Source organism: Marmoricola sp. Leaf446, from assembly GCF_001424755.1.
In the GTDB taxonomy this organism is placed as follows: Bacteria; Actinomycetota; Actinomycetes; order Propionibacteriales; family Nocardioidaceae; genus Marmoricola.
Map to the genome: position 1 here is coordinate 1,545,374 of NZ_LMRF01000001.1, position 19,932 is coordinate 1,565,305.

Consider the following 19,932-nt stretch of genomic DNA (forward strand, 5'->3'; position numbering starts at 1 on the left):
CGGGTTGACGGCTCGCGTTCATCTCCGCGGCGTACAGTGACAGGCATGAGTGCTGCTGTGGTGACCCCGATGTTCGCCGGTCTCGGGACGACGGAGCTCCTGATCATCGTCGGGATCATCGTCCTGCTCTTCGGCGCCTCCAAGCTGCCGGAGCTCGCCCGTGGCAGCGGCCGGGCGCTGCGGATCTTCAAGGCCGAGACCAAGGGCCTGATGGACGACGACGACAAGACCGACGCCCAGCGCGAGATCGACGCCCGCAACGCCGAGGCCGACGCCCGGCGCGACACCGACTTCGACGCCCAGCACCCGGTGCGGCGCACCGACGACCCGGGCACCCCCGGGTCCACCCGCTGACGCAGCCGTCTCGTTGTCCGTCGTCACCGGGGTCCTGGGCCTCTTCAGCGGCAAGCCCCGCAACCCCGTCGGCGAGGGCGGGCGAATGGCCCTGGCCGACCACTTCCGCGAGCTGCGCGCCCGCATCATGCGGATCGCGCTCTACCTCGTGCTCGGGACCACCGTCGCCTTCTTCTTCTACGACCAGCTCTACACGTTGATCATGCGTCCCTACGAGGAGGCACAGCTGCTGCTCGACGGTGACGTGCAGAGCGAGGCCGTCATCACCGGCCTCGCCAAGCCCCTGCTGCTGCAGATCAAGCTGTGCGCCACGGCCGGCGTGATCGCCACCGCTCCGCTGTGGCTCTACGAGATCTGGGCCTTCATCGTCCCGGGCCTGCACCGCCAGGAACGGCGCGCCACCCGGCTCTTCGCCCTGATCGCCGGACCGCTGTTCCTCGTCGGGGTGGGCACCGGCTACTGGGTGCTGCCGAAGGGCATCGCCACCCTGATCGGCTTCACCCAGTCCAACCTCGTCCAGCTGACCGACTTCGGCGACTACTTCAGCTTCACCGTGCGGATGCTGCTCATCTTCGGCATCGGCTTCGAGATCCCGCTGTTCGTCGTGCTGCTCAACCTGGCCGGTGTGGTCTCGGGCCGGGCACTGGGCCGCTACCGGCCCTGGATCATCGTCGGCACCTTCGTCTTCGCCGCCGTCGCGACGCCGTCGACGGACCCGTTCTCGATGCTCCTGCTGGCCATCCCGCTGCTCGTGCTGCTGATGATCTCCGAGGTCGTGTGCCGGGTCCTGGACCGCCGCAAGGGCCGGCACGCCCACGAGGACTGGGACGACGACACCGCCTCGCCGCTGTAGCCGGCGTGAGCCGCCGGTGCCGCTGCGGCGACTAGGGTCGAGCACGTGTCCCGCCGCATCGCCCTGCTCACCAACCCGAGCTCCGGAGGCGGACGGGGGCTGCGGATCGCCGCCGAGGCGGCGCCCCGGCTGCGCGACGCCGGCCACGAGGTGGAGGACCTGCGCGGACGCGACGCCGACGAGGCCGGTGACCTCGCCCGCGACTGCGTGGAGCGCGGGGTCGACACCCTCGTGGCGGTCGGCGGCGACGGCATGGTGCACGTCGCGATCCAGGCCCTGGCGGGGTCCACGACACGGCTCGGGCTGCTCCCGGCGGGCACCGGCAACGACGTCGCCCGCTACCTCGACGTGCCCCGGCGCGACACCGCCGCCGCCGTCGACGTCGTCATCGGGGCTCGCGAGCGCACCATCGACCTGGCGCGGGCCGGGGCGACGTACTTCCTGACGGTGCTGGCCGCCGGCTTCGACGCCGTGGTCAACGAGCGCGCCAACCGGATGCGCCGGCCCCGCGGCCAGATGCGCTACAACCTCGCCACCCTGGCCGAGCTGCGAGCGCTGCGCCCGATCGACTACGTGCTGGAGCTCGACGGCGAGGTGCAGCGGCTCGCCGCCACGGTGGTGGCGGTCGGCAACGGGCCGTCGTTCGGCGGCGGGCTGCGGATCACCGAGGGGGCCGAGCTCGACGACGGCCTGCTCGACGTCGTGGTCATCGAGCCGCTGAGCCGCCGCGAGCTGGTGCGGACCTACCCCAGGCTGTTCCGCGGCACCCACGTGCACCACCCCGGCTACCACCACCACCGGGTGCGCTCGGTGACGGTCGCGGCGGCCGGCATCACGGCGTACGCCGACGGCGAACGGGTCGGTCCGCTCCCGCTGACCGTCGACGTGGTCCCGGCGGCGTTGCGGGTACTGGTGGGCCGATGAGCAGCCGCCCCGACCGTCCCAGCGCCGCCGAGCGCTACTCCCGCTTCCGGGCCCACCAGGAGCACCCCATGCTGGCCGACTTCGCCTCCCGCCAGGCCTTCGCGCTCGACGACTTCCAGCTGCGCGCCTGCCGCGAGCTCGAGGACGGCCGCTCGGTCCTGGTCGCCGCCCCCACCGGCTCGGGCAAGACGATCGTGGGCGAGTTCGCGGTGCACCTGGCGCTGGAGTCGGGCCGCAAGGCGTTCTACACGACCCCGATCAAGGCGCTGTCCAACCAGAAGTTCCACGACCTGTCGATGCGCTACGGCCCCGAGAACGTCGGCCTGCTCACCGGCGACAACAGCATCAACGGCGAGGCGCCGGTGGTGGTGATGACCACCGAGGTCCTCCGCAACATGCTGTACGCCGGCTCACGGACCCTCGACACGCTCGGGTTCGTCGTCATGGACGAGGTGCACTACCTCGCCGACCGGATCCGCGGCGCGGTCTGGGAGGAGGTGATCATCCACCTGCCCGAGTCGGTGGCCGTCGCCTCGCTGTCGGCCACCGTCAGCAACGCCGAGGAGTTCGGCGAGTGGCTGGGCACCGTGCGCGGCGAGACCACCACGATCGTGGAGGAGCGCCGCCCCGTCCCGCTCTACCAGCACGTGATCGCCGGGCGACGGATGTACGACCTGTTCGCCGACGAGGAGACCGCCGACCCCACCCGCGACCGACAACCCCGGGTCAACCCGCAGCTGGAGAAGCTGGCCCGCGACGACTGGGCCCGTGGCCGGATGAAGGACCGTCGCGCCCCGCGCGGGGGCAAGCGCCCGCAGTCGGGCTCGAACGGCGCCCGTGGCGCCTGGACCCCCACCCGCGCCCAGGTCGTCGAGCAGCTCGACCGGGCTGGGCTGCTGCCGGCCATCGTGTTCATCTTCAGCCGGATCGGCTGCGACGCCGCGGTCCAGCAGTGCTTGGAGGCCAACCTGCGGCTGACCAGCCCCGCCGAGCGCGAGGAGATCTACGCCTTCGTGGAGGAGCGGTGTGCCGACCTCCCCGACGAGGACCTGCAGGCGCTGGGCTACCACGAGTTCCTCGACGGCCTCACCCGCGGCATCGCGGCCCACCACGCGGGGATGCTGCCGAAGTTCAAGGAGTGCGTCGAGGAGCTGTTCCTGCGGGGGCTGTGCCGCGTCGTGTTCGCCACCGAGACGCTGGCGCTGGGCATCAACATGCCCGCCCGGTCGGTAGTGATCGAGAAGCTGTCGAAGTGGAACGGCGAGACCCACGCCGACCTGTCGCCGGGGGAGTACACCCAGCTGACCGGTCGCGCAGGGCGCCGCGGCATCGACGTCGAGGGGCACGGCGTCGTGCTGTGGCAGCAGGGGCTCGACCCGTCGTCGGTGGCCGGTCTGGCCTCCACGCGCACCTACCCGCTGCGGTCGAGCTTCCGGCCGTCGTACAACATGGCGGTCAACCTGGTCCACCAGTTCGGCCGTGACCGGGCGCGCGAGCTGCTGGAGTCCTCCTTCGCGCAGTTCCAGGCCGACAAGGCCGTCGTGGGCCTGGCACGGCAGCTGCGCAAGAGCGACGACGCGCTCGCGGGGTACGCCGACGCCGCCGCCTGCGACCGCGGCGACTTCATGGAGTACGCCGGGCTGCGCCACCAGCTCTCCGACACCGAGCGCGACCTCGCCAAGTCGCGCCGCTTCGACCGTCGCCAGGAGGTGCTCGACTCGCTGGAGGCGCTGCGACCCGGCGACGTGATCGAGGTGCCGAGCGGCCGGTTCGCCGGCATCGCCGTCGTGATCGACCCCGGCACGCGGGCCGACCGGGACGGACCGCGTCCCTACGTGCTCACCGCCGACCGCCACGCCCGCCGGCTCAGCCTGACCGACTTCGCCACGCCGGTGGGGTCGATCACCCGGCTGAAGATCCCGCGCAGCTTCAACGGCCGCAACCCCCAGTCGCGCCGCGACCTGGCCAACGCGCTGAAGGAGCGGACCCACGGGTTCGCGCCGCCCCCGCCCGGCCGGGACGGGCGCTCCGGCCACGGCCCGGCGCGCTCCAGCACCGGTCGCTCCGGCATGGAGGACAGCCGCATCGAGGACCTGCGCCGGCGGCTGCGCGCCCACCCCTGCCACGAGTGCCCCGACCGCGAGGACCACGCCCGCTGGGCCGAGCGGTGGTTCAAGCTCGAGCGCGACTCTGCCACGCTGCGCCGCCGCATCGAGCAGCGCACCAACACCATCGCGCGCCGCTTCGACCGCGTCTGCGAGGTGCTGGCCACGCTCGGCTACCTCGAGGGCGAGGGTTCCGACCTGGTCGTGACCGACCGCGGCCGCACCCTGATGCGGATCTACAACGAGATGGACCTGCTCACCGCCGAGTCGCTGCGGGCCGGGCTGTGGGACGGCCTCGACGCCTCCGAGCTGGCCGCGGTGCTCTCGACCCTGGTCTACGAGTCCCGACGGCCCGACGACGCGGCCACCCCGAGGCTGCCGGCCTCGGGCCCGGTCCGCGAGGTGCTGGCCGAGATGGTCTCGACGTGGTCCGACCTCGACGCGCTCGAGCGCGAGCACCACCTCGACCAGCTCCACGAGCCCGACCTGGGGTTCGTCTGGGCGGCGTGGCGCTGGGCCGAGGGCGACGAGCTCGACGACATCCTGCGGGTCACCGACCTGTCCGCCGGAGACTTCGTGCGGTGGGTCAAGCAGCTGCTCGACCTCGCCGACCAGGTTGCCGACGCCGCGGGGTCCGGCGCGCTGCGGACCACCGCTCGTGAGACGGCCGGGCGGCTGCGGCGCGGCGTCGTGGCCTACTCCTCGGTCAGCAGCTAGGTCCGGCCGGAAACCGGCGGGTCAGCCGGCGGGGAGCAGCGCCGCCGCGAGCTCCTCCTCGATCAGCTCGGCGTGGATCATGGCACCGGCGGTGGTGCCCGCCGCTCCGCTCGCGCCGACCTGGGCGGTCAGGTCGCAGACGTTGCCGGCGAGGAAGACGCCCTCGACGCTGCTGTGCCCGGTCACCTCCGCCGGGTAGTGCTGGCCCATCCCCGTCGGGTGGGCCACCGGCTCCAGCCCGAGGTCGTCGAGCACGGCCGAGCGCGCCACCATGCGCGGGGCCACCACCACCGCGTCCAGCGGCAGCCTCGTCCCGTCCTCCAGTCGTACGCCGGACAGCCGGCCGGGCTCGCCCTCCAGCGCCGTCACCCGCCCGGTCACCACCGCCACGCCGGCAGCGCTGAGCCGCGGCAGGTCGGCCTCGTCCGGAGGGACCTCGTGGGCCAGCAGCACCACCCGGTCCGAGAGCCGGCTGAAGAGCACCGCCTGGTGGACCGCCATCGGGCCGGTGGCGAGCACCCCGATGCGCTGGTCGCGCACCTCCCAGCCGTGGCAGAACGGGCAGTGCAGCACCTGGTGGCCCCACCGCTCGGCCAGCCCCGGCAGGTCGGGCAGCTCGTCCACCAGGCCGGTCGTCACCAGCAGTCGCCGACCGGTCACGGCCGTCCCGTCGTCGAGGTCCACCTCGAAGCCGGTGCCGGCGCGACGGGCGCCGACGGCGCGGCCGCGGCGTACCTCCCCGCCGTAGGTCTCCAGGTCGGCCCGTCCCTGCGCCAGCAGGTCGAGGGGCGATACCCCCTCGCGACCCAGCAGGTTGTGCACCCCCTCGGCGGGGGCGTTGCGCGGGGAGCCGGCGTCGACCACCAGGACCCGCCGCCGCGACCGCGCCAGCGCGACCGCCCCGCTCAGCCCGGCGGCACCGCCACCCACCACCACCACGTCGTACCCGTCCCGCTGCTGCGCGGCCATGTCCGTCTCCTCTCGTCGGTGCCAACACCCTGCGACGCGGCCACGACCGACGGCAAATCGCGTTGCCGATGTGGCAACATAGGGGGCATGGACGAGCTCGAGACCGTGCTGGACTCCGTCGGCCCCCGGCTGCGGGCGCTGCGCCTGGAGGCCGGGCTGACCCTGGCGGACCTCGCCACCACGACCGGCATCTCGGTCAGCACGCTCTCGCGGCTGGAGTCCGGGGGGCGCCGGCCCACCCTGGAGCTGCTGCTCCCGCTCGCCCGCGCCCACGGCCTGGCCCTCGACGACCTCGTGGAGGCCAGCGGTGCGGCGGACCCGCGGGTCCCGCAGCGAGCGGTGACCCGCGGGGGCATGACGATGGTGCCGCTCAGCCGACGCGCCGGCGGGCTGCAGGCCTACAAGCTGACGATCCCGCCGGGGCGACGGCGCCGGGAGCCCGACCCGCAGACGCACGAGGGCTACGAGTGGCTCTACGTGCTCGACGGTCGGCTGCGGATGGTGCTCGGCGAGCACGACGTCGTGCTGGAGCCCGGCGAGGTCGCGGAGTTCGACACCCGGCTGCCGCACTGGTTCGGCGGGGCCGACGAGCGGCGCGTGGAGTTCCTGTCGATCTTCGGTCGCGAGGGCGAGCGGATGCACACCCGGGCCCGGTCGACCGACCGGGGCGACGCGCGCCCGGCGCCGGGCTAGGCGCGCGCGGCGAGGACCTCGCGCAGCCGCTCGACCGGGCTGCTCAGGCCCCACTGCTCGGCGATGGCGTCGAGCATCTCGGGGTCGGCGGGGGAGGCGGGCAGGGCGAGGTCGGGGCCGCCCAGGTCGAGGTCGCGCACCACGGCGACCACCCGAGGTGCCACCTCGAGGTAGTCCAGCGCCGCCTTCACCTTGCCCCGGGGGCCGGGACCCATCTCGGAGTCGGGGTCGGCGCCCTCGGGGTCGGTGGCGGCGGCGACGATCGCGTCGAGGTCGCCGAATCGCCCGAGCAGCACGGCCGCGGTCTTGTCGCCGATGCCGGCCACGCCGGGCAGGCCGTCGGAGGAGTCGCCGCGCAGGGTCGCGAAGGCGGCGTACTGCGCGGCCTCGACGCCGTAGCGCTCTCGCACCCAGGCCTCGTCGACCCGCTCGTGCTTGCCGACGCCACGGGCGGTGTAGAGCACCCGCACCTGCTGCTCGTCGTCGACGAGCTGGAACAGGTCGCGGTCGCCGGTGACCACGTCGACGGGCATGCCGGCCCCGGTCGCCAGCGTGCCGATGACGTCGTCGGCCTCGTGGTGGTCGGCGCCCACGACGGCGATCCCGAACGCCTCCAGCACCGCCTCGATGATCGGCACCTGCTTCTCCAGCGGGTCGGGCACCTCCTCGACGTCGGGGTCGGACTGCCGCTCGGCGACCACGCGGTGCGCCTTGTAGGTCGGGATCAGGTCGACGCGCCACTGCGGTCGCCAGTCGTTGTCCCAGCAGCAGGCCAGGTGCGTCGGCTCGTAGTCGGCCACCAGCCGGCTGATGAAGTCGAGCAGCCCGCGCACGGCGTTGACCGGGGTGCCGTCGGGTGCGGTGACCGAGTCGGGCACGCCGAAGAAGGCCCGGAAGTAGAGCGATGCGGTGTCGAGGAGCATCAGGCGCTGCGGTGCGGGCGGGGGAGCGGGCATGGCCGCAGCCTAGGCGCGACCGGGGACGGCCGCCCGGTGCGCCGCTCCCCGGCCCGACCGGCCGCTAGGGTCTCCCGCGTGGAGAACAAGGACCGGCAGATCCTGCGGCTGCTCGCCGACGACGGCCGGATGTCCTACACCGACCTCGGCAAGGCCACCGGCCTCTCGACCAGCGCCGTGCACCAGCGGGTCAAGCGGCTCGAGGAGCGCGGCCTGATCCTGGGGTACGGCGCGACGATCGACCACGCCGCCGCCGGCAAGCCGCTCACGGCGTTCGTCAGCATCACGCCGATCGACGTGTCGCGGCCCGACGACTACCCCGAGAAGCTCCGGGGCGTGGAGGAGATCGAGTCGTGCTGGTCGGTGGCCGGCGAGGAGTCCTACATCCTCAAGGTCCGCGTCGCGACCCCGGCCGACCTGGAGGACCTGCTCGCCCGGGTGCGCGCCGCCGCCCACGTCTCGACGCGCACGACCATCGTGCTGTCCACGCCGTTCGAGAACCGCGCGACGCACTAGGCCTTCACCGCGGCCTCGAGGTCGGCGATCGAGAACGGCACGCCGTCGAGCGTCATGAAGTAGGCCACTGCCCGCGGCGCCTTCTCCGGGTCGCCGAGGTGGTCGTCGAGCGCGGCGGGGTAGACCTGCCAGGCGAAGCCGAAGCGGTCCGAGAGCCACCCGCACGGGCCGCCCTTGCCCCCGTCGGTCAGGCCCGTCCAGAGGCGGTCGATCTCCTCCTGGGTGTCGCAGGGCACCGCCAGGGACACCGACTCGTTGGGCTCGAAGCGGGTGTCACCGCCGTTGATGGCGGTGTAGGCCTGTCCCTGCAGCTCGAACACGACGGCCATCGGCTGGCCCGCGAGCTCACCGGCCTCCTCGCCGTAGGCCATGGTCGACACCACCCGGGAGTCGGGGAAGAGCGAGACCCAGTGGTCGACGGCCTCCTGGATCCGGCCGTCGTTGATCCACAGGTTGACGTTGACAGGTCGCATGACGGGCTCCTCGGGGTGGATTGGTTCTCACCGGGTCAGACCGGCGCCGGGACCAGGACTCATCGGGGCGCGGCGCCGAGGCGGCGTACGACGGGAGCGCTGGACCCCGGCAGCACCGGGGAGCCGGGGTCGGGCAGCCGCAGCGTGGCCTCGACACCGGGGGAGAGGCGGTAGGGCCCCGAGAGCACCACGCTGCCGAGCAGCCGCCGCAGCCGCGAGAGCTCGGCACGGACGGTGACCACCCGGGTGGCGTCGTCGAAGAGGTCGGCGGCGAGGTCGGCGGCGGAGCGGCCCTCGGGTCCGGCCGCCAGCAGCGCGAGCAGGATCTCGGCGTGGCGCGGGGAGAGCCGCCGCGACCAGTCACCGCTCGGCGCGGCCACCTCGAGCGTCGGCGCGGTCCGCAGGTCGAGCACCAGCCGGGTGGCCGTCGACGTCGTGTCGCCCAGCCGCAGCAGCCAGCCGCCGGCGAGCGGCTCGGCGACCGCCTCGCCCAGCGTGGGCAGCCACAGCCGGCCGCCGGCGAGGTCGTGCGGCAGCGCGACGCGCTCGGGAGCCCGGGAGCCGACGGCCGCGGCGAGGTGGCCGAACCGGTCGACGGCGAGCACGTCGCCGCTCACGCCCGCCAGCACCGGCGCGGCGACCGCCCGCAACCGGTCGAGGTCGCTGCGGTGCTGCTCGACCACCTCGAGGCTGGTCATCCGCGCCGCGAGCTCCACCAGGGCGAGCTCGGCCGGGTGCATCCCGCGCGAGGGCCCGCTGACGTCGACCACCCCGAGGACGCGGCCCGACCAGGGGTCGCGGATCGGGGCGGCGGCGCAGCCCCAGCGGGTGTGGGACTCCACGAAGTGCTCGGGGCCCTGGATGTGGACGCCCTCGCCGAGCACCAGGCTGGTGCCGATGGCGTTGGTGCCGACGTTGCCCTCGGTCCACGACGAGCCGCCGACGAAGCCGAGGTCGTCCGCGGCACGGCGTACGCCCGAGGAGCCGGCGCGCCACAGCACCCGACCCTCGGGGTCGGCCACCACGACCATCTGGCCCGCGTCGATGACCGAGGCGAGGGTCTGCGTCAGCCGCGGGACGTACGCCGCGAGCCCGCTCTCGGCGCGCCGCCGCTCCAGCTCGGCGCCCCCGAGCGGGGCGACGTCCGGTTGCGAGCCGGGCTCGAGACCGCAGGCGGCCACCCGCCGCCAGGACGCCGCCACCGGTCCGCGCGGGGCGGGGACCGGCCCGGGGCCCCCGCCGAGCGCTACGTCGCGGAGGCGCTGCAGCCCGACGAGGTCGGGGCGGTCGTGACGCTGCGGCACGGGTCCTCCGAGGCGAGCCGGTCGGGTGAGGTGCAACGTCCTGCAACCCTGTCGCCCAGGGGTCGCGGCCGTGTGTGCTCGGTCACACCAGCCTAGGCGAAGGAGACGTACATGACCCAGGCCCCCGAGCGGGAGACCACCGCGAGCGACCCCACCACGACGCAGGACGGGCACCCCGGTGCGCAGGAGCGCACCGAGCGGTGGCTGGCCGCCTTCGAGGAGGCGCTCGCGGCGCGCGACGTGGAGCGGGTGAGCGGGCTGTTCGCGGCCGACAGCTACTGGCGCGACCTGATCGCCTTCACCTGGAACCTCCACACCTCCGAGGGACGCGAGGAGATCGCCGCCATGCTCGGCGAGGTCCTCGACGGGGTCGCGCCCAGCGGGTTCGGCACCGAGGAGCCCGCCGACGAGGCCGACGGTGTCGTCACCGCCTGGATCCGGTTCGAGACCGCCGTCGGCCGTGGCCGCGGGCTGGTGCGCCTGAAGCAGGAGGACGGCGAGGACCGGGCGTGGACGCTGCTGACCACCCTCTACGAGCTCAAGGGCCACGAGGAGCCGCGCGGCACCCACCGCCCGATGGGTGCCGAGCACGGCGCCAACAAGCAGCGCACCACCTGGAAGGAGCAGCGCCAGCAGGAGTCGGAGAGCCTGGGCAGTACCACCCAGCCCTACGTCCTCGTCGTCGGCGGCGGGCAGGGCGGCATCGCGCTCGGCGCGCGGCTGCGCCAGCTCGGCGTGCCGAGCCTGGTCATCGACAAGTACCCCCGTCCGGGTGACCAGTGGCGCGGTCGCTACAAGAGCCTGTGCCTGCACGACCCGGTCTGGTACGACCACCTGCCCTACCTGAAGTTCCCCGACAACTGGCCGGTCTTCGCGCCCAAGGACAAGATCGGCGACTGGCTGGAGTCCTACACGCGGATCATGGAGGTGCCGTACTGGTCGAGCACCACCGCGACCAGCGCCACCTGGTCCGAGGACGCGGGGGAGTGGACCGTCGAGGTCGAGCGCGAGGGCAAGCCGCTGACGCTGCGCCCGACGCACCTCGTCTTCGCCACCGGCATGTCGGGCAAGGCCAACGTGCCGGAGATCCCCGGCGCGGAGACCTTCCACGGTGACGTGCACCACTCCTCGGCCCACCCCGGCCCCGACGCGTACGCCGGGAAGAAGGCGGTCGTCATCGGCAGCAACAACTCCGCCTTCGACATCTGCGGGGCGCTGTGGGAGAACGACGTCGACGTCACGATGGTGCAGCGCTCCTCGACCCACATCGTCAAGAGCGACAGCCTGATGGAGTTCGGCCTGGGCGACCTCTACTCCGAGCGGGCCCTGGAGGCGGGGATGACGACCGAGAAGGCCGACATGGTCTTCGCCTCGCTGCCCTACCGGATCATGCACGAGTTCCAGATCCCGGCCTACGAGGCGATGGCCGAGAAGGACAAGGACTTCTACGACCGGCTCGAGGCCGCCGGCTTCCGGCACGACTGGGGCGACGACGGCTCGGGCCTGTTCATGAAGTACCTCCGCCGCGGCTCGGGCTACTACATCGACGTGGGCGCCGCCGAGCTCGTGGCCAACGGCGACGTCAAGCTCGCCCACGGCCAGGTCACCCACCTGACCGAGGACGCCGTCGTCCTCGAGGACGGCACCGAGCTGCCGGCCGACGTCGTCGTGCTGGCGACCGGCTACGGCTCGATGAACGGCTGGGTCGCCGACCTCATCGACGACGAGACCGCCGACCGGCTCGGGAAGGTGTGGGGCCTGGGCTCGGACACCACCAAGGACCCCGGCCCCTGGGAGGGCGAGCAGCGCAACATGTGGAAGCCGACCCAGGTGGAGAACCTGTGGATGCACGGCGGCAACCTCCACCAGTCGCGCCACTACTCGCTCTACCTCGCGCTGCAGCTCAAGGCGCGCTACGAGGAGATCCCGACCCCCGTGCACGGGCTGGCGGAGGTGCACCACACGGGGTAGGCGGTGGTCGGTGGTCGACCGGCGGCCGCGGGTTCCCAAGGTCGCTCGGGAGACCGCCGCTGCGCCGGAGCTGCGACCCCGGCGCAGTGGCAGGCTCTCCGGGGCAGCGAAGGTCTGGTCGTCGGGAAGGGGCCGGCGCTCACCTACCAGTGAGGCCTGGCGACTCCCTCCGCGACGCCGTGCCCTCAGCCGGCGCTGCGACCGAGCCCGGGGAGCGTCGCCCGGGCGATCGCGCCCGGGTCGGCGCCGACCTCGTCGAGGGCGGTGCCGTCGGCGGCGTACACCCCGGAGTGGCCGGCCGTGGTGGGGTACGCCGGGCCGCCAGGTCCGGCGCAGCTCGCGAGGACCACCGGCACCCCGGTCGCCCGGGCGATCCGCCCCGCACGGGCGCGCTGCTCCTCGAGCTCGTCGGGCCGGTGCACCAGGCCGGCGACGTAGAGGTCGGGACGCAGCACGGCGACGTCGCGCAGGTGCGCGGCGGTGCCGGTGTCCTTGCAGATGCCCAGCGCGACGCGGTGGCCGTCGACGTCGATCGCGACCGGCGCCGGTCCGGGCGTGAACCGCTCCTGCTCGGCCCGGCCCAGGTGTTGCTTGCGGTAGGCGACCGCGACACCGCCCTCGTCGACCCGGAGCGCGGCGATGGTCTCGACCCCGTCGGTCCGGGCGGGCGCCCCGACCAGGGCCACCGCACCCACCGCGGCGCAGGCCTCGACGAGCGGGACCAGCAGGGGGTCGCCGGGGTCGACCGCATCGGCTGCGAGGTCGTAGCCGGTCAGCGACAGCTCGGGGAAGACCACGAGACGGGCGCCGGCCCGGCGTACGGCCTCGACGTGGGTGGCGACGTTGCGCGTCAGGTCGTCGGCCACATGTGGCTGGCAGGCGGCGACGGTCAGCGGGTCGGGCATCGCCCCATCCTCGTCGTACGCCGGTCGGCCGCACTCCCCGGGTGAACCTGGTGCTTCCCGGGCGAAGTGTTCTCCGGGAAGCGTCGGTTTCACAGGGGACCCTGTGAAACCGACGACTCCCCACCCGCCCCACCTACCGCAGCAGCTCCAGCACCGCCGCCTCGAGCGCGCGCTGCTTGGCGGCGGGGGAGCGGTAGCGCTTGGTGACCAGCTCGGCGTCGATCGTGGTGCCGTTCTCGTAGAGGTCGATGACGCGCGGGTCGATGTAGGAGTTCTTGGCGATCGTGGGGGTGTTGCCGAGGTACTCGGAGACCTCGAGGACCGCCGCCTTCACGGCCCGTTGCCGTGAGCGCTTGGTGTCGCCGGGCTCCTCGGTCACCGCCAGGGAGGCGGCGGCCAGGACGGTGGCGTGCCAGGTGCGGAAGTCCTTGGCGGTGAGGTCCTCGAGCAGGCCGGAGAGGTAGGTGTTGACCGCCGTGCTGTCGAGGTCCTTCCAGGCCTTCTCGAGCTGGTAGGCCAGCAGCCGCTCGGTGCCGCCCCGCCGACGGCGCAGGCTGTCGAGGGCCTCGAGGATGTCGGGGTCGTCGATCTCGATGCTGTGCTCGATGCCGGACTTGCCCATGAACCGGAAGTGCAGCACGTCGCCCTTGCGGCGCACGTGCCGCTTCTCCAGCGTGGTGAGCCCGAAGGAGCCGTTGGTGTCGGCGTAGATGTCGCTCCCGACGCGGAAGTAGCCGAGGTCGAGCAGGCGTACGGCGACCGCGTCGGCCCGCTCCAGCGGCATCCCCTCCAGGCCGAGGTCGCGCTTGATCGCCCGCCGCNCGGCAGCTGCTCGGCCGCACGCAGCACCCGGTCGAACTTGAGCTTGTCGCGCTTGACCCGCCAGTCGGGGTGGTACTGGTACTGCCGGCGGCCGGCGTCGTCGGTGCCGACCGCCTGGATGTGGCCGTTGGGCCAGGGGCAGATCCACACGTCCCGCCAGGCCGGGGGGATGGCCAGCGACTTCAGCCGCTGCACCTCCTCGGGGTCGGTGATCCGCGCCCCGTCCTTGTCGAAGAAGGTCCAGCCCTTGCCCGCCCGACGGCGGGTCCCGCCGCGGGTGCTCGGGTAGACGGTGCGCAGACGTGGCATGGACCCTGTGTTCCCCCGCTAGCGTCGGCTCATGCCGCCCGTGACCTTCACCCAGAGCGCGACCTTCGCCACCTCGCCCGCCCACGCCCTCGCGACCGTCCTCCCGGCACCGCTGCCGGGCCTGTTCGACCGTCGGCACCTCGCCCTGCCGGCCATCCGCGAGGTCCGTGACCAGGACGGGGAGTGGGCCGAGCCGGGCCAGACCCGCACCATCGTGCTCGCCGACGGTGGCCGGATGCGCGAGCGGCTGGTCGCCGTCGAGGCGCCGCACCACTTCGACTACGAGCTGGGCGACCTCACCGGCCCGCTCGCGCTGCTGTCGCGCCGGGTCGAGGGTCGCTGGGCGTTCGAGGCGGCCGGGGGCGGCACCCGCGTCACCTGGAGCTGGCAGGTCCACCCGCGCACCCCGCTGGTGCGTCCGGCCGTGCTCGCGCTGCGCGTGATGTGGGCGGGCTACGCCCGGCTCGGCCTGCAGCGGGTGGGGCAGCTCCTGGCCGACTGACCCACCGCGCGCCGCCTCAGACCAAGCCGCCCCCAGACCGGCCGACCTCGGACCAGCCGCCTCAGACCGGGGCGCCCTGACGGGCCCACCACGCCTGGCCCTCGGCGGGGAGCGTGTGGATCGGGTCGAAGTAGGAGTAGGTGCGGGTCAGCGCCTCGGGGTCCTCGGCCTCGATCGAGGTCCGGTAGTTCTTGGTCCACTCCGAGATGCCCCGGACCCGGTCGTAGGAGGCGACCTGGTGCACCCAGCGCTTGCCGACGAACGGCACGTCGCACACGATCCGCGGCGTCGCGAAGCCCGGCAGGTAGCCCATGACGTGGTGCTGCAGCCGCTGCGCGTCGGCGACCGAGACCCGCCAGTGCTCCGAGGCCGGGATCATGTCGCACATGTAGAAGTAGTAGGGCAGGATCTGCGCCCCGTCGAGCAACCGGAAGCACAGGTCGAGCAGCGCGTGCGGGTCGGCGTTGACCCCGTCGAGCAGCACCCCCTGGTTGCGCACGTCGCGCACCCCGGCCTCGAACATCGCCCGCGTCGCGTCGGCGACCAGCGGGGTGACGGAGTTGGCGTGGTTGACGTGGGTGTGGATCGCCAGCGACACCCCACGGGCGCGCGCCTTGGTGGCGACCCGCTCCATGCCCCGGCGTACGTCGTCCTGGAGCCAGTGCTGGGGCAGGCCCATCAGCGCCTTGGTCGCGAGCCGGACGTCGCGGACGTTGTCGACGTCGAGCACCTGGGTGAGGAACTCCTCGAGGCGGGCCCACGGCATGTTGGCGACGTCGCCGCCGGAGACCACCACGTCGCGCACCGAGGGGGTGCGGCGCAGGTAGTCGAGCATCTCGGCGTGGCGGTCGACCGGCTTGCCGAGGAACTTCAGCTTCTCGACCGCGGGCGTGGAGTTGCCGACGAGGTCCATCCGCGTGCAGTGGCCGCAGTACTGCGGGCAGGTCGGCAGCAGCTCGGCCAGCACCTTGGTCGGGTAGCGGTGGGTCAGCCCCTCGACGGCCCACATGTCGTGCTCGTGCAGCGAGTCACGGCTGGCGTGGGGGTGCGAGGGCCAGTCCGTGCGGCGGTCGGAGAACACCGGGATCATGTAGTGCCGCACCGGGTCGGCGTAGAAGGCCTCGGTGAGCGAGCCCGGCCCGGCGGGGTCGACGTGGGGCGCCATCGTGTTCATCATCTGCGGCGGGACGAGCATCGACATCGTCGCCCGCTCGGCCTGGTCGCGCTCGAGGTCGGCGTAGAACCGCTCGTCCACGAGGTCGCCGAGCAGGGTGCGCAGCTGGCGCAGGTTCTTGATGCAGTGCGAGCGCTGCCACTGCGCGCTCTCCCACTCGGCCCGGGTGACGTCCTTCCACCCGGGGAAGCGCGTCCAGTCGGGCTCGACGAGCTCCACGCGCTGGTAGGGGTAGGGCTGACCGGTCTGCTGCTCGACCAGAGCCGCGATCGACGTCTCGATGCTCATGCGAGGAAGTATGGACACGATCCTTTCGGTGTCGCAAACACATCGCCGCAAGATCTACTGTTTCCTCCATGCGAGACAGGAAGGCGTGCTGACGTGGGACGGATGATGGGTGACCCGACCGGGCTGCACCGGGTGCTGGAGCCGCCCGGGGTGCTGCCGCAGGCGGCGACGCGGCTCGACACCGATCCGGAGCTGCGCCACGACGAGGTGCGGGTGCGGGTGGAGCGGCTCAACCTCGACGCCGCCTCGGCACGCCAGCTGCACGACAAGCACGGCGGCGACGGGGACGGCGTACGCCGCGAGGTGCTGGAGATCGTCCGGACCCGCGGCAAGATGCACAACCCCGTCACCGGCTCCGGCGGCATGCTCGTCGGCACCGTCGAGGAGGTCGCCGACGGCTCGCCGCTCGGGCTGCGCGTCGGCGACCGGATCGCCACCCTGGTCTCGCTGACCCTCACGCCGCTCGTGCTCACCGACGACCTCGCCCGGTGGGACGGGCTGAGCGAGCAGGTGCCGGCCGAGGGGTACGCCGTGCTCTTCGGCCGCAGCATCGCCGCCCGCCTGCCCGAGGACCTCTCGCCCGAGCTGGCGCTGTCGGTGATGGACGTCTGCGGCGCGCCGGCGCTGGTGGAGCGGCACGTGCGCAGCCACGTGGAGCTCGGGGTCTCGACAGGCTCGACCGGCGAGGTGGGTGTCGTGGTGATCGGCGGGGCCGGCAAGTCCGGGTCGTTGTGCCTGGCCGCGGCCCGGCGGGCAGGGGCGTCGCGCGTCGTCGCCGTCGTGCCGCACGACGCGGAGGCGGCGCTGCTGCGCGAGGGCGGCGTGGGTGCCGGCCTGGCCGACGGCGTGGTGGTCTGCGACGCCCGCGACCCGGTCGCGCTGCGCGACGCGGTGGGTGCCGCCGGCGGGCCGGCCGACGTCACCGTCGTCTGCGTCGACGTGCCCGGCTGCGAGGGCGGGGCGATCCTGGCCACCGCCGCCGGGGGCACGGTGGTGTTCTTCTCGATGGCCACCTCCTTCAGCGCGGCCGCGCTCGGCGCCGAGGGCCTCGCCGCCGACGTCACCATGCTGGTCGGCAACGGCTACGTGCCCGGTCACGCCGACCTGGCGCTGGAGATCGTGCGCAGCACCCCCGCGGTGCGCGCCCTGTTCGAGAGGCGGCTGTGATGGTCTCGACGCGCTCGACCAGCGGCGGGTCCGGGGGCAACCCCCACCGCCCCAAGCTCGACCTCGACCCGCGGACGGTGGCGCAGGCGCGCGCGCTCGCGGCCCAGGTGGGCGGCCCCATCGTCGACCTCGCCCGCCGCCACACGACGCTGTCGGTGGAGCGGGCCACGCTGCGCCTGGCCGGGCTCGGCGGCGCGGACCCCGACGGCGTGCCCTGGGTCAACCTGCTCGCCGACGCCGTCCGCGCCGACGTCGACCTCGGCCACGGGCTGGCGCTCCCCGTGTGGGACGCGCTGGCCCGGGGCGAGGCCGAGGACCTGCTGACGCTGGCGCAGAAGGCGGCGGCCGGCTCGGTGCGGTTCCGGCTGCCCGAGGGCGACGCGGCGCGGACCGCCCGGTCGGGCGCCCGGGCCGCGGTCGGCGACGGCATCGCCCGGATCGACGTACGCCGGGAGGAGCGGGAGCGGCTGGTCGCCGAGATCGGCGACGCGCCCCGCCAGCCCTGGATCTACCTGATCGTGGCGACCGGCGACATCTACGAGGACATCCCGCAGGCCCAGCAGGCCGCCCGCGAGGGCGCCGACGTGATCGCGGTGATCCGCTCCACGGGCCAGTCGCTGCTCGACTACGTGCCCGAGGGCGCGACCCGCGACGGGTTCGCCGGCACCTACGCCACGCAGGAGAACTTCCGGCTGATGCGGGCGGCGCTCGACGAGACCGGCCGCGAGCTGGGGCGCTACGTCCGGCTCACCAACTACGCGAGCGGGCTGTGCATGCCCGAGATCGCGGCGCTGGCGGGCCTGGAGCGGCTCGACATGATGCTCAACGACTCGATGTACGGCATCCTGTTCCGCGACATCAACCCGGTGCGGACCTTCGTCGACCAGCGCTTCAGCCGCCAGGTCCACGCCCGCGCCGGCATCATCATCAACACCGGCGAGGACAACTACCTCACCACCGCCGACGCGGTGGAGGCGGCGCACACCGTCACCACCAGCCAGCTGCTCAACGAGTACTTCGCCCACGAGGCCGGTCTCGAGGACTGGCAGCTGGGCCTGGGGCACGCGTTCGAGATCGACCCCGGCGTGCCGGACTCGTTCCGCCTCGAGCTCGCCCACGCGCTGCTGGCCCGCGAGCTGTTCCCCGACGCGCCGCTGAAGTGGATGCCGCCGACCCGGCACATGACCGGCGACGTGTTCCGCGGCTACCTGCTCGACGGCTTCTTCAACCTGGCGGGGGCACTGACCGGGCAGGGCATCCTGCTGGTCGGGATGATGACCGAGGCGGTGGTGACGCCGTGGCTCTCCGACCGCGACCTGGCGCTGCAGAACGTCCGCTACGTCATGGACGCCGCCGGCCGGCTGGCCGAGGACTTCCACCCCGCCCCCGACGGCGTCATCGCCGAGCGGGCGCGCACCGTGCTGGGGGAGTCGATCGACCTGCTGACCCGGATCGCCGACCGCGACCGGGGCCTGCTCGACGCCATCGCCGACGGCACCTTCGGGCTGATGAAGCGGCCGCCGGACGGCGGCCGCGGCCTCGACGGCGTGGCCGAGCACAGCGACGAGCACTACAACCCGGCGACGGAGATCCTGGAGGAGAACGCATGAGCGAGACGGTCCTGACGGGCGTGACGGGCTCGACCGGCGAGGTCGGCCCCACCGACGAGCACCGGCTGCTGCGGCCCTACGGCGACACCACCGGCGACGGGATGGTGCAGCTGTCGTTCACGCTGCCGATGCCGCACTCCAAGGTGGCTGAGGGGGCGGCGGCCCAGCTGGCCCACAAGATGGGCATGGACCCGGCGCTGGTGGTGCACGCGCGGCCGATGGGCGCGGCGTACACCTTCTTCGTGGTCTACGGCCGGGTCCACCACCTGGTCGACCCCAGCCAGGTGGAGGTGGTCGAGCGCGACTACGACCTGCTGACGCCGAAGGAGGTCAACGCCGCGGTCAAGGCCGGGCTGCGACGCCGGTTGACGGTCGTCGGGGCGTGCATCGGCACCGACGCGCACACCGTCGGCATCGACGCGATCCTCAACATCAAGGGCTTCGCCGGCGAGAAGGGCCTGGAGTACTACCGCGAGCTCAAGGTGGTCAACCTCGGCGCCCAGGTCTCGGTGCCCCAGCTGGTCGAGCGCGCGGTGGCCGAGCGGGCCGACGCGGTGCTGGTCTCCCAGGTGGTCACCCAGCGCGACGCCCACCTGCTCAACACCCGCGAGATGTCGGCCGCCTTCCGGGAGGCGTTCCCGCCCGCCCGGCGTCCGCTGCTGGTGGTCGGGGGCCCCCGGTTCGACGAGAAGATGGCCGGCGAGCTCGGGGTCGACCGGGTCTTCTCCCGCGGCACCACCCCGGGGGAGGTGGCCAGCTTCCTGGTCCACCGCCTGGTCCCGACGGCGGTGGCCTCGTGAGCGCCGGCACGCAGGACCCCCAGGACCCCCGGCTGGGCACCGAGGTGGTGCACCGGCGCTACGTCTCCCACGCCGAGGCGCACTACGCCGGCGCGCTGGTCGACGGCGCCTGGGGCCTCGGCCTGTTCGGCGACGTGGCCACCGAGCTGTGCATCGTCACCGACGGCGACGAGGGCCTGTTCGCCTCCTACGACGACGTGCAGTTCCGCAGCCCGGTGCGGGCCGGCGACGTCGTGGAGGCCCGCGGCACGCTGACCCGCGTGGGGCGTCGCTCGCGCCGGATCGAGTTCGCGCTGCTGGTCGTCGCGCGCGGTGAGGCCACCCCGGACCGCGACTCCGCGGCCCGGGTGCTGCCCCAGCCGCTGGTGGCCACCACGGCGGTCGGCACCGTGGTGGTGCCGCCCGTCCCCCCGCACGTCTAGACCGGCACGGCGTGTCCATTGCGACACGCCGACGAGGCCGGATAATCAGTGAAGATCCGACGCAACCGGGTACGCCTGCCTGACCTGCGGTTTCGAGG

At 73.4% G+C, this 19,932-nt stretch carries 19 protein-coding genes and 1 pseudogene; 12 read left to right on the forward strand and 8 right to left on the reverse strand.

Features of this window, described 5'->3' with window-relative positions:
* Positions 1 to 45 precede the first annotated feature (45 nt).
* From tatA to ASG49_RS07360, 4 genes are read left to right on the forward strand one after another with little or no spacing between them, the layout of a single operon-like run.
* Positions 46 to 354, forward strand: coding sequence for a twin-arginine translocase TatA/TatE family subunit (gene tatA, locus ASG49_RS07345; RefSeq protein WP_235561940.1), 309 nt, complete (start codon positions 46 to 48; stop codon positions 352 to 354).
* A 13-nt stretch (positions 355 to 367) separates the two neighbouring features.
* The gene (tatC, locus tag ASG49_RS07350; protein ID WP_056539001.1) at positions 368 to 1,207 is read left to right on the forward strand and encodes a twin-arginine translocase subunit TatC; all 840 of its coding nucleotides are present in this window, start codon (positions 368 to 370) and stop codon (positions 1,205 to 1,207) included.
* Positions 1,208 to 1,252: 45 nt separating this feature from the next.
* Positions 1,253 to 2,131 carry a diacylglycerol kinase family protein gene (locus tag ASG49_RS07355; protein WP_056539004.1) on the forward strand — a complete coding sequence of 293 codons (879 nt, stop codon included), beginning with the start codon at positions 1,253 to 1,255 and terminating at the stop codon, positions 2,129 to 2,131.
* Positions 2,128 to 4,953: an RNA helicase gene (locus tag ASG49_RS07360; protein WP_056539007.1), complete on the forward strand. Its 2,826-nt coding sequence runs from the start codon at positions 2,128 to 2,130 to the stop codon at positions 4,951 to 4,953. Before ASG49_RS07355 ends, ASG49_RS07360 begins: the two co-directional genes overlap by 4 nt.
* Before the next feature lie 21 nt (positions 4,954 to 4,974).
* Here the strand turns inward: ASG49_RS07360 and ASG49_RS07365 are convergent, their stop codons facing one another.
* Positions 4,975 to 5,922, reverse strand: a complete 948-nt coding sequence (locus ASG49_RS07365) for an NAD(P)/FAD-dependent oxidoreductase (RefSeq protein ID WP_056539009.1) — start codon at positions 5,920 to 5,922, stop codon at positions 4,975 to 4,977.
* Positions 5,923 to 6,009: 87 nt separating this feature from the next.
* Here ASG49_RS07365 and ASG49_RS07370 point away from each other — a divergent pair, with 87 nt between their 5' ends.
* Positions 6,010 to 6,615, forward strand: coding sequence for a helix-turn-helix domain-containing protein (locus ASG49_RS07370; RefSeq protein ID WP_056539012.1), 606 nt, complete (start codon positions 6,010 to 6,012; stop codon positions 6,613 to 6,615).
* On the opposite strand, the gene ASG49_RS07375 is transcribed toward ASG49_RS07370, so the two are convergent.
* Positions 6,612 to 7,571 (reverse strand): 5'-3' exonuclease, encoded by a 960-nt coding sequence (locus tag ASG49_RS07375; RefSeq protein ID WP_235561941.1) that lies wholly within the window; start codon positions 7,569 to 7,571, stop codon positions 6,612 to 6,614. The two genes, ASG49_RS07370 and ASG49_RS07375, sit on opposite strands and share 4 nt — an antisense overlap.
* A gap of 78 nt (positions 7,572 to 7,649) precedes the next feature.
* Here ASG49_RS07375 and ASG49_RS07380 point away from each other — a divergent pair, with 78 nt between their 5' ends.
* Positions 7,650 to 8,087 (forward strand): Lrp/AsnC family transcriptional regulator, encoded by a 438-nt coding sequence (locus ASG49_RS07380; RefSeq protein ID WP_056539016.1) that lies wholly within the window; start codon positions 7,650 to 7,652, stop codon positions 8,085 to 8,087.
* Here ASG49_RS07380 and ASG49_RS07385 read toward each other — a convergent pair.
* A complete protein-coding gene (locus tag ASG49_RS07385) occupies positions 8,084 to 8,560 on the reverse strand; it encodes a VOC family protein (RefSeq protein WP_056539019.1) in 477 nt (158 codons plus the stop codon). The two genes, ASG49_RS07380 and ASG49_RS07385, sit on opposite strands and share 4 nt — an antisense overlap.
* A 59-nt stretch (positions 8,561 to 8,619) precedes the next feature.
* The gene (locus tag ASG49_RS07390; RefSeq protein WP_056539024.1) at positions 8,620 to 9,864 is read right to left on the reverse strand and encodes a GAF domain-containing protein; all 1,245 of its coding nucleotides are present in this window, start codon (positions 9,862 to 9,864) and stop codon (positions 8,620 to 8,622) included.
* Between the two features lie 111 nt (positions 9,865 to 9,975).
* On the opposite strand from ASG49_RS07390, the gene ASG49_RS07395 reads away from it, so the two are divergent.
* Complete coding sequence (locus ASG49_RS07395; protein ID WP_082533843.1) at positions 9,976 to 11,835, forward strand: NAD(P)/FAD-dependent oxidoreductase; 1,860 nt, start codon at positions 9,976 to 9,978, stop codon at positions 11,833 to 11,835.
* Between the two features lie 185 nt (positions 11,836 to 12,020).
* Here the strand turns inward: ASG49_RS07395 and ASG49_RS07400 are convergent, their stop codons facing one another.
* The 3 genes and pseudogenes from ASG49_RS07400 to ASG49_RS19575 all read right to left on the reverse strand — a co-directional run.
* Positions 12,021 to 12,740: a carbon-nitrogen hydrolase family protein gene (locus ASG49_RS07400; protein ID WP_056539027.1), complete on the reverse strand. Its 720-nt coding sequence runs from the start codon at positions 12,738 to 12,740 to the stop codon at positions 12,021 to 12,023.
* Between the two features lie 133 nt (positions 12,741 to 12,873).
* A complete protein-coding gene (locus ASG49_RS07405) occupies positions 12,874 to 13,524 on the reverse strand; it encodes a hypothetical protein (protein WP_235561978.1) in 651 nt (216 codons plus the stop codon).
* Between the two features lie 38 nt (positions 13,525 to 13,562).
* A pseudogene (locus ASG49_RS19575) lies at positions 13,563 to 13,871 on the reverse strand (DNA topoisomerase IB); the annotation flags it as partial.
* Positions 13,872 to 13,902: 31 nt separating this feature from the next.
* On the opposite strand from ASG49_RS19575, the gene ASG49_RS07410 reads away from it, so the two are divergent.
* Positions 13,903 to 14,373: an SRPBCC family protein gene (locus ASG49_RS07410; RefSeq protein WP_056539032.1), complete on the forward strand. Its 471-nt coding sequence runs from the start codon at positions 13,903 to 13,905 to the stop codon at positions 14,371 to 14,373.
* Between the two features lie 61 nt (positions 14,374 to 14,434).
* Here ASG49_RS07410 and ASG49_RS07415 read toward each other — a convergent pair whose 3' ends face one another.
* On the reverse strand, positions 14,435 to 15,835 hold the full coding sequence (locus ASG49_RS07415; protein ID WP_056539035.1) for a KamA family radical SAM protein: 1,401 nt from the start codon (positions 15,833 to 15,835) through the stop codon (positions 14,435 to 14,437).
* A 105-nt stretch (positions 15,836 to 15,940) separates the two neighbouring features.
* Here ASG49_RS07415 and ASG49_RS07420 point away from each other — a divergent pair, with 105 nt between their 5' ends.
* Genes ASG49_RS07420 through ASG49_RS07435 form a run of 4 tightly spaced genes read left to right on the forward strand, consistent with a single transcriptional unit; the run spans position 15,941 to position 19,834 of the window.
* Positions 15,941 to 17,002, forward strand: a complete 1,062-nt coding sequence (locus ASG49_RS07420) for a hypothetical protein (protein ID WP_056539992.1) — start codon at positions 15,941 to 15,943, stop codon at positions 17,000 to 17,002.
* Complete coding sequence (locus tag ASG49_RS07425; RefSeq protein WP_056539038.1) at positions 17,002 to 18,612, forward strand: lysine 5,6-aminomutase subunit alpha; 1,611 nt, start codon at positions 17,002 to 17,004, stop codon at positions 18,610 to 18,612. Before ASG49_RS07420 ends, ASG49_RS07425 begins: the two co-directional genes overlap by 1 nt.
* Positions 18,609 to 19,412, forward strand: a complete 804-nt coding sequence (locus tag ASG49_RS07430; RefSeq protein WP_056539040.1) for an OAM dimerization domain-containing protein — start codon at positions 18,609 to 18,611, stop codon at positions 19,410 to 19,412. The genes ASG49_RS07425 and ASG49_RS07430 overlap by 4 nt, the downstream gene beginning before the upstream one ends.
* Positions 19,409 to 19,834, forward strand: a complete 426-nt coding sequence (locus ASG49_RS07435; RefSeq protein WP_056539043.1) for a hotdog domain-containing protein — start codon at positions 19,409 to 19,411, stop codon at positions 19,832 to 19,834. The genes ASG49_RS07430 and ASG49_RS07435 overlap by 4 nt, the downstream gene beginning before the upstream one ends.
* Positions 19,835 to 19,932: the final 98 nt, after the last annotated feature.

What these genes read in the sequence shown, in the direction of transcription:
- tatA (WP_235561940.1), top strand. Translation starts at nt 46, where the DNA reads ATGAGTGCTGCTGTGGTGACCCCGATGTTCGCCGGTCTCGGGACGACG.
- ASG49_RS07360 (WP_056539007.1), top strand. Translation starts at nt 2,128, where the DNA reads ATGAGCAGCCGCCCCGACCGTCCCAGCGCCGCCGAGCGCTACTCCCGC.
- ASG49_RS07365 (WP_056539009.1), bottom strand. Translation starts at nt 5,922, where the DNA reads ATGGCCGCGCAGCAGCGGGACGGGTACGACGTGGTGGTGGTGGGTGGC.
- ASG49_RS07370 (WP_056539012.1), top strand. Translation starts at nt 6,010, where the DNA reads ATGGACGAGCTCGAGACCGTGCTGGACTCCGTCGGCCCCCGGCTGCGG.
- ASG49_RS07375 (WP_235561941.1), bottom strand. Translation starts at nt 7,571, where the DNA reads ATGCCCGCTCCCCCGCCCGCACCGCAGCGCCTGATGCTCCTCGACACC.
- ASG49_RS07385 (WP_056539019.1), bottom strand. Translation starts at nt 8,560, where the DNA reads ATGCGACCTGTCAACGTCAACCTGTGGATCAACGACGGCCGGATCCAG.
- ASG49_RS07395 (WP_082533843.1), top strand. Translation starts at nt 9,976, where the DNA reads ATGACCCAGGCCCCCGAGCGGGAGACCACCGCGAGCGACCCCACCACG.
- ASG49_RS07400 (WP_056539027.1), bottom strand. Translation starts at nt 12,740, where the DNA reads ATGCCCGACCCGCTGACCGTCGCCGCCTGCCAGCCACATGTGGCCGAC.
- ASG49_RS07405 (WP_235561978.1), bottom strand. Translation starts at nt 13,524, where the DNA reads ATGCCGCTGGAGCGGGCCGACGCGGTCGCCGTACGCCTGCTCGACCTC.
- ASG49_RS07410 (WP_056539032.1), top strand. Translation starts at nt 13,903, where the DNA reads ATGCCGCCCGTGACCTTCACCCAGAGCGCGACCTTCGCCACCTCGCCC.
- ASG49_RS07415 (WP_056539035.1), bottom strand. Translation starts at nt 15,835, where the DNA reads ATGAGCATCGAGACGTCGATCGCGGCTCTGGTCGAGCAGCAGACCGGT.
- ASG49_RS07420 (WP_056539992.1), top strand. Translation starts at nt 15,941, where the DNA reads ATGGGTGACCCGACCGGGCTGCACCGGGTGCTGGAGCCGCCCGGGGTG.
- ASG49_RS07425 (WP_056539038.1), top strand. Translation starts at nt 17,002, where the DNA reads ATGGTCTCGACGCGCTCGACCAGCGGCGGGTCCGGGGGCAACCCCCAC.
- ASG49_RS07430 (WP_056539040.1), top strand. Translation starts at nt 18,609, where the DNA reads ATGAGCGAGACGGTCCTGACGGGCGTGACGGGCTCGACCGGCGAGGTC.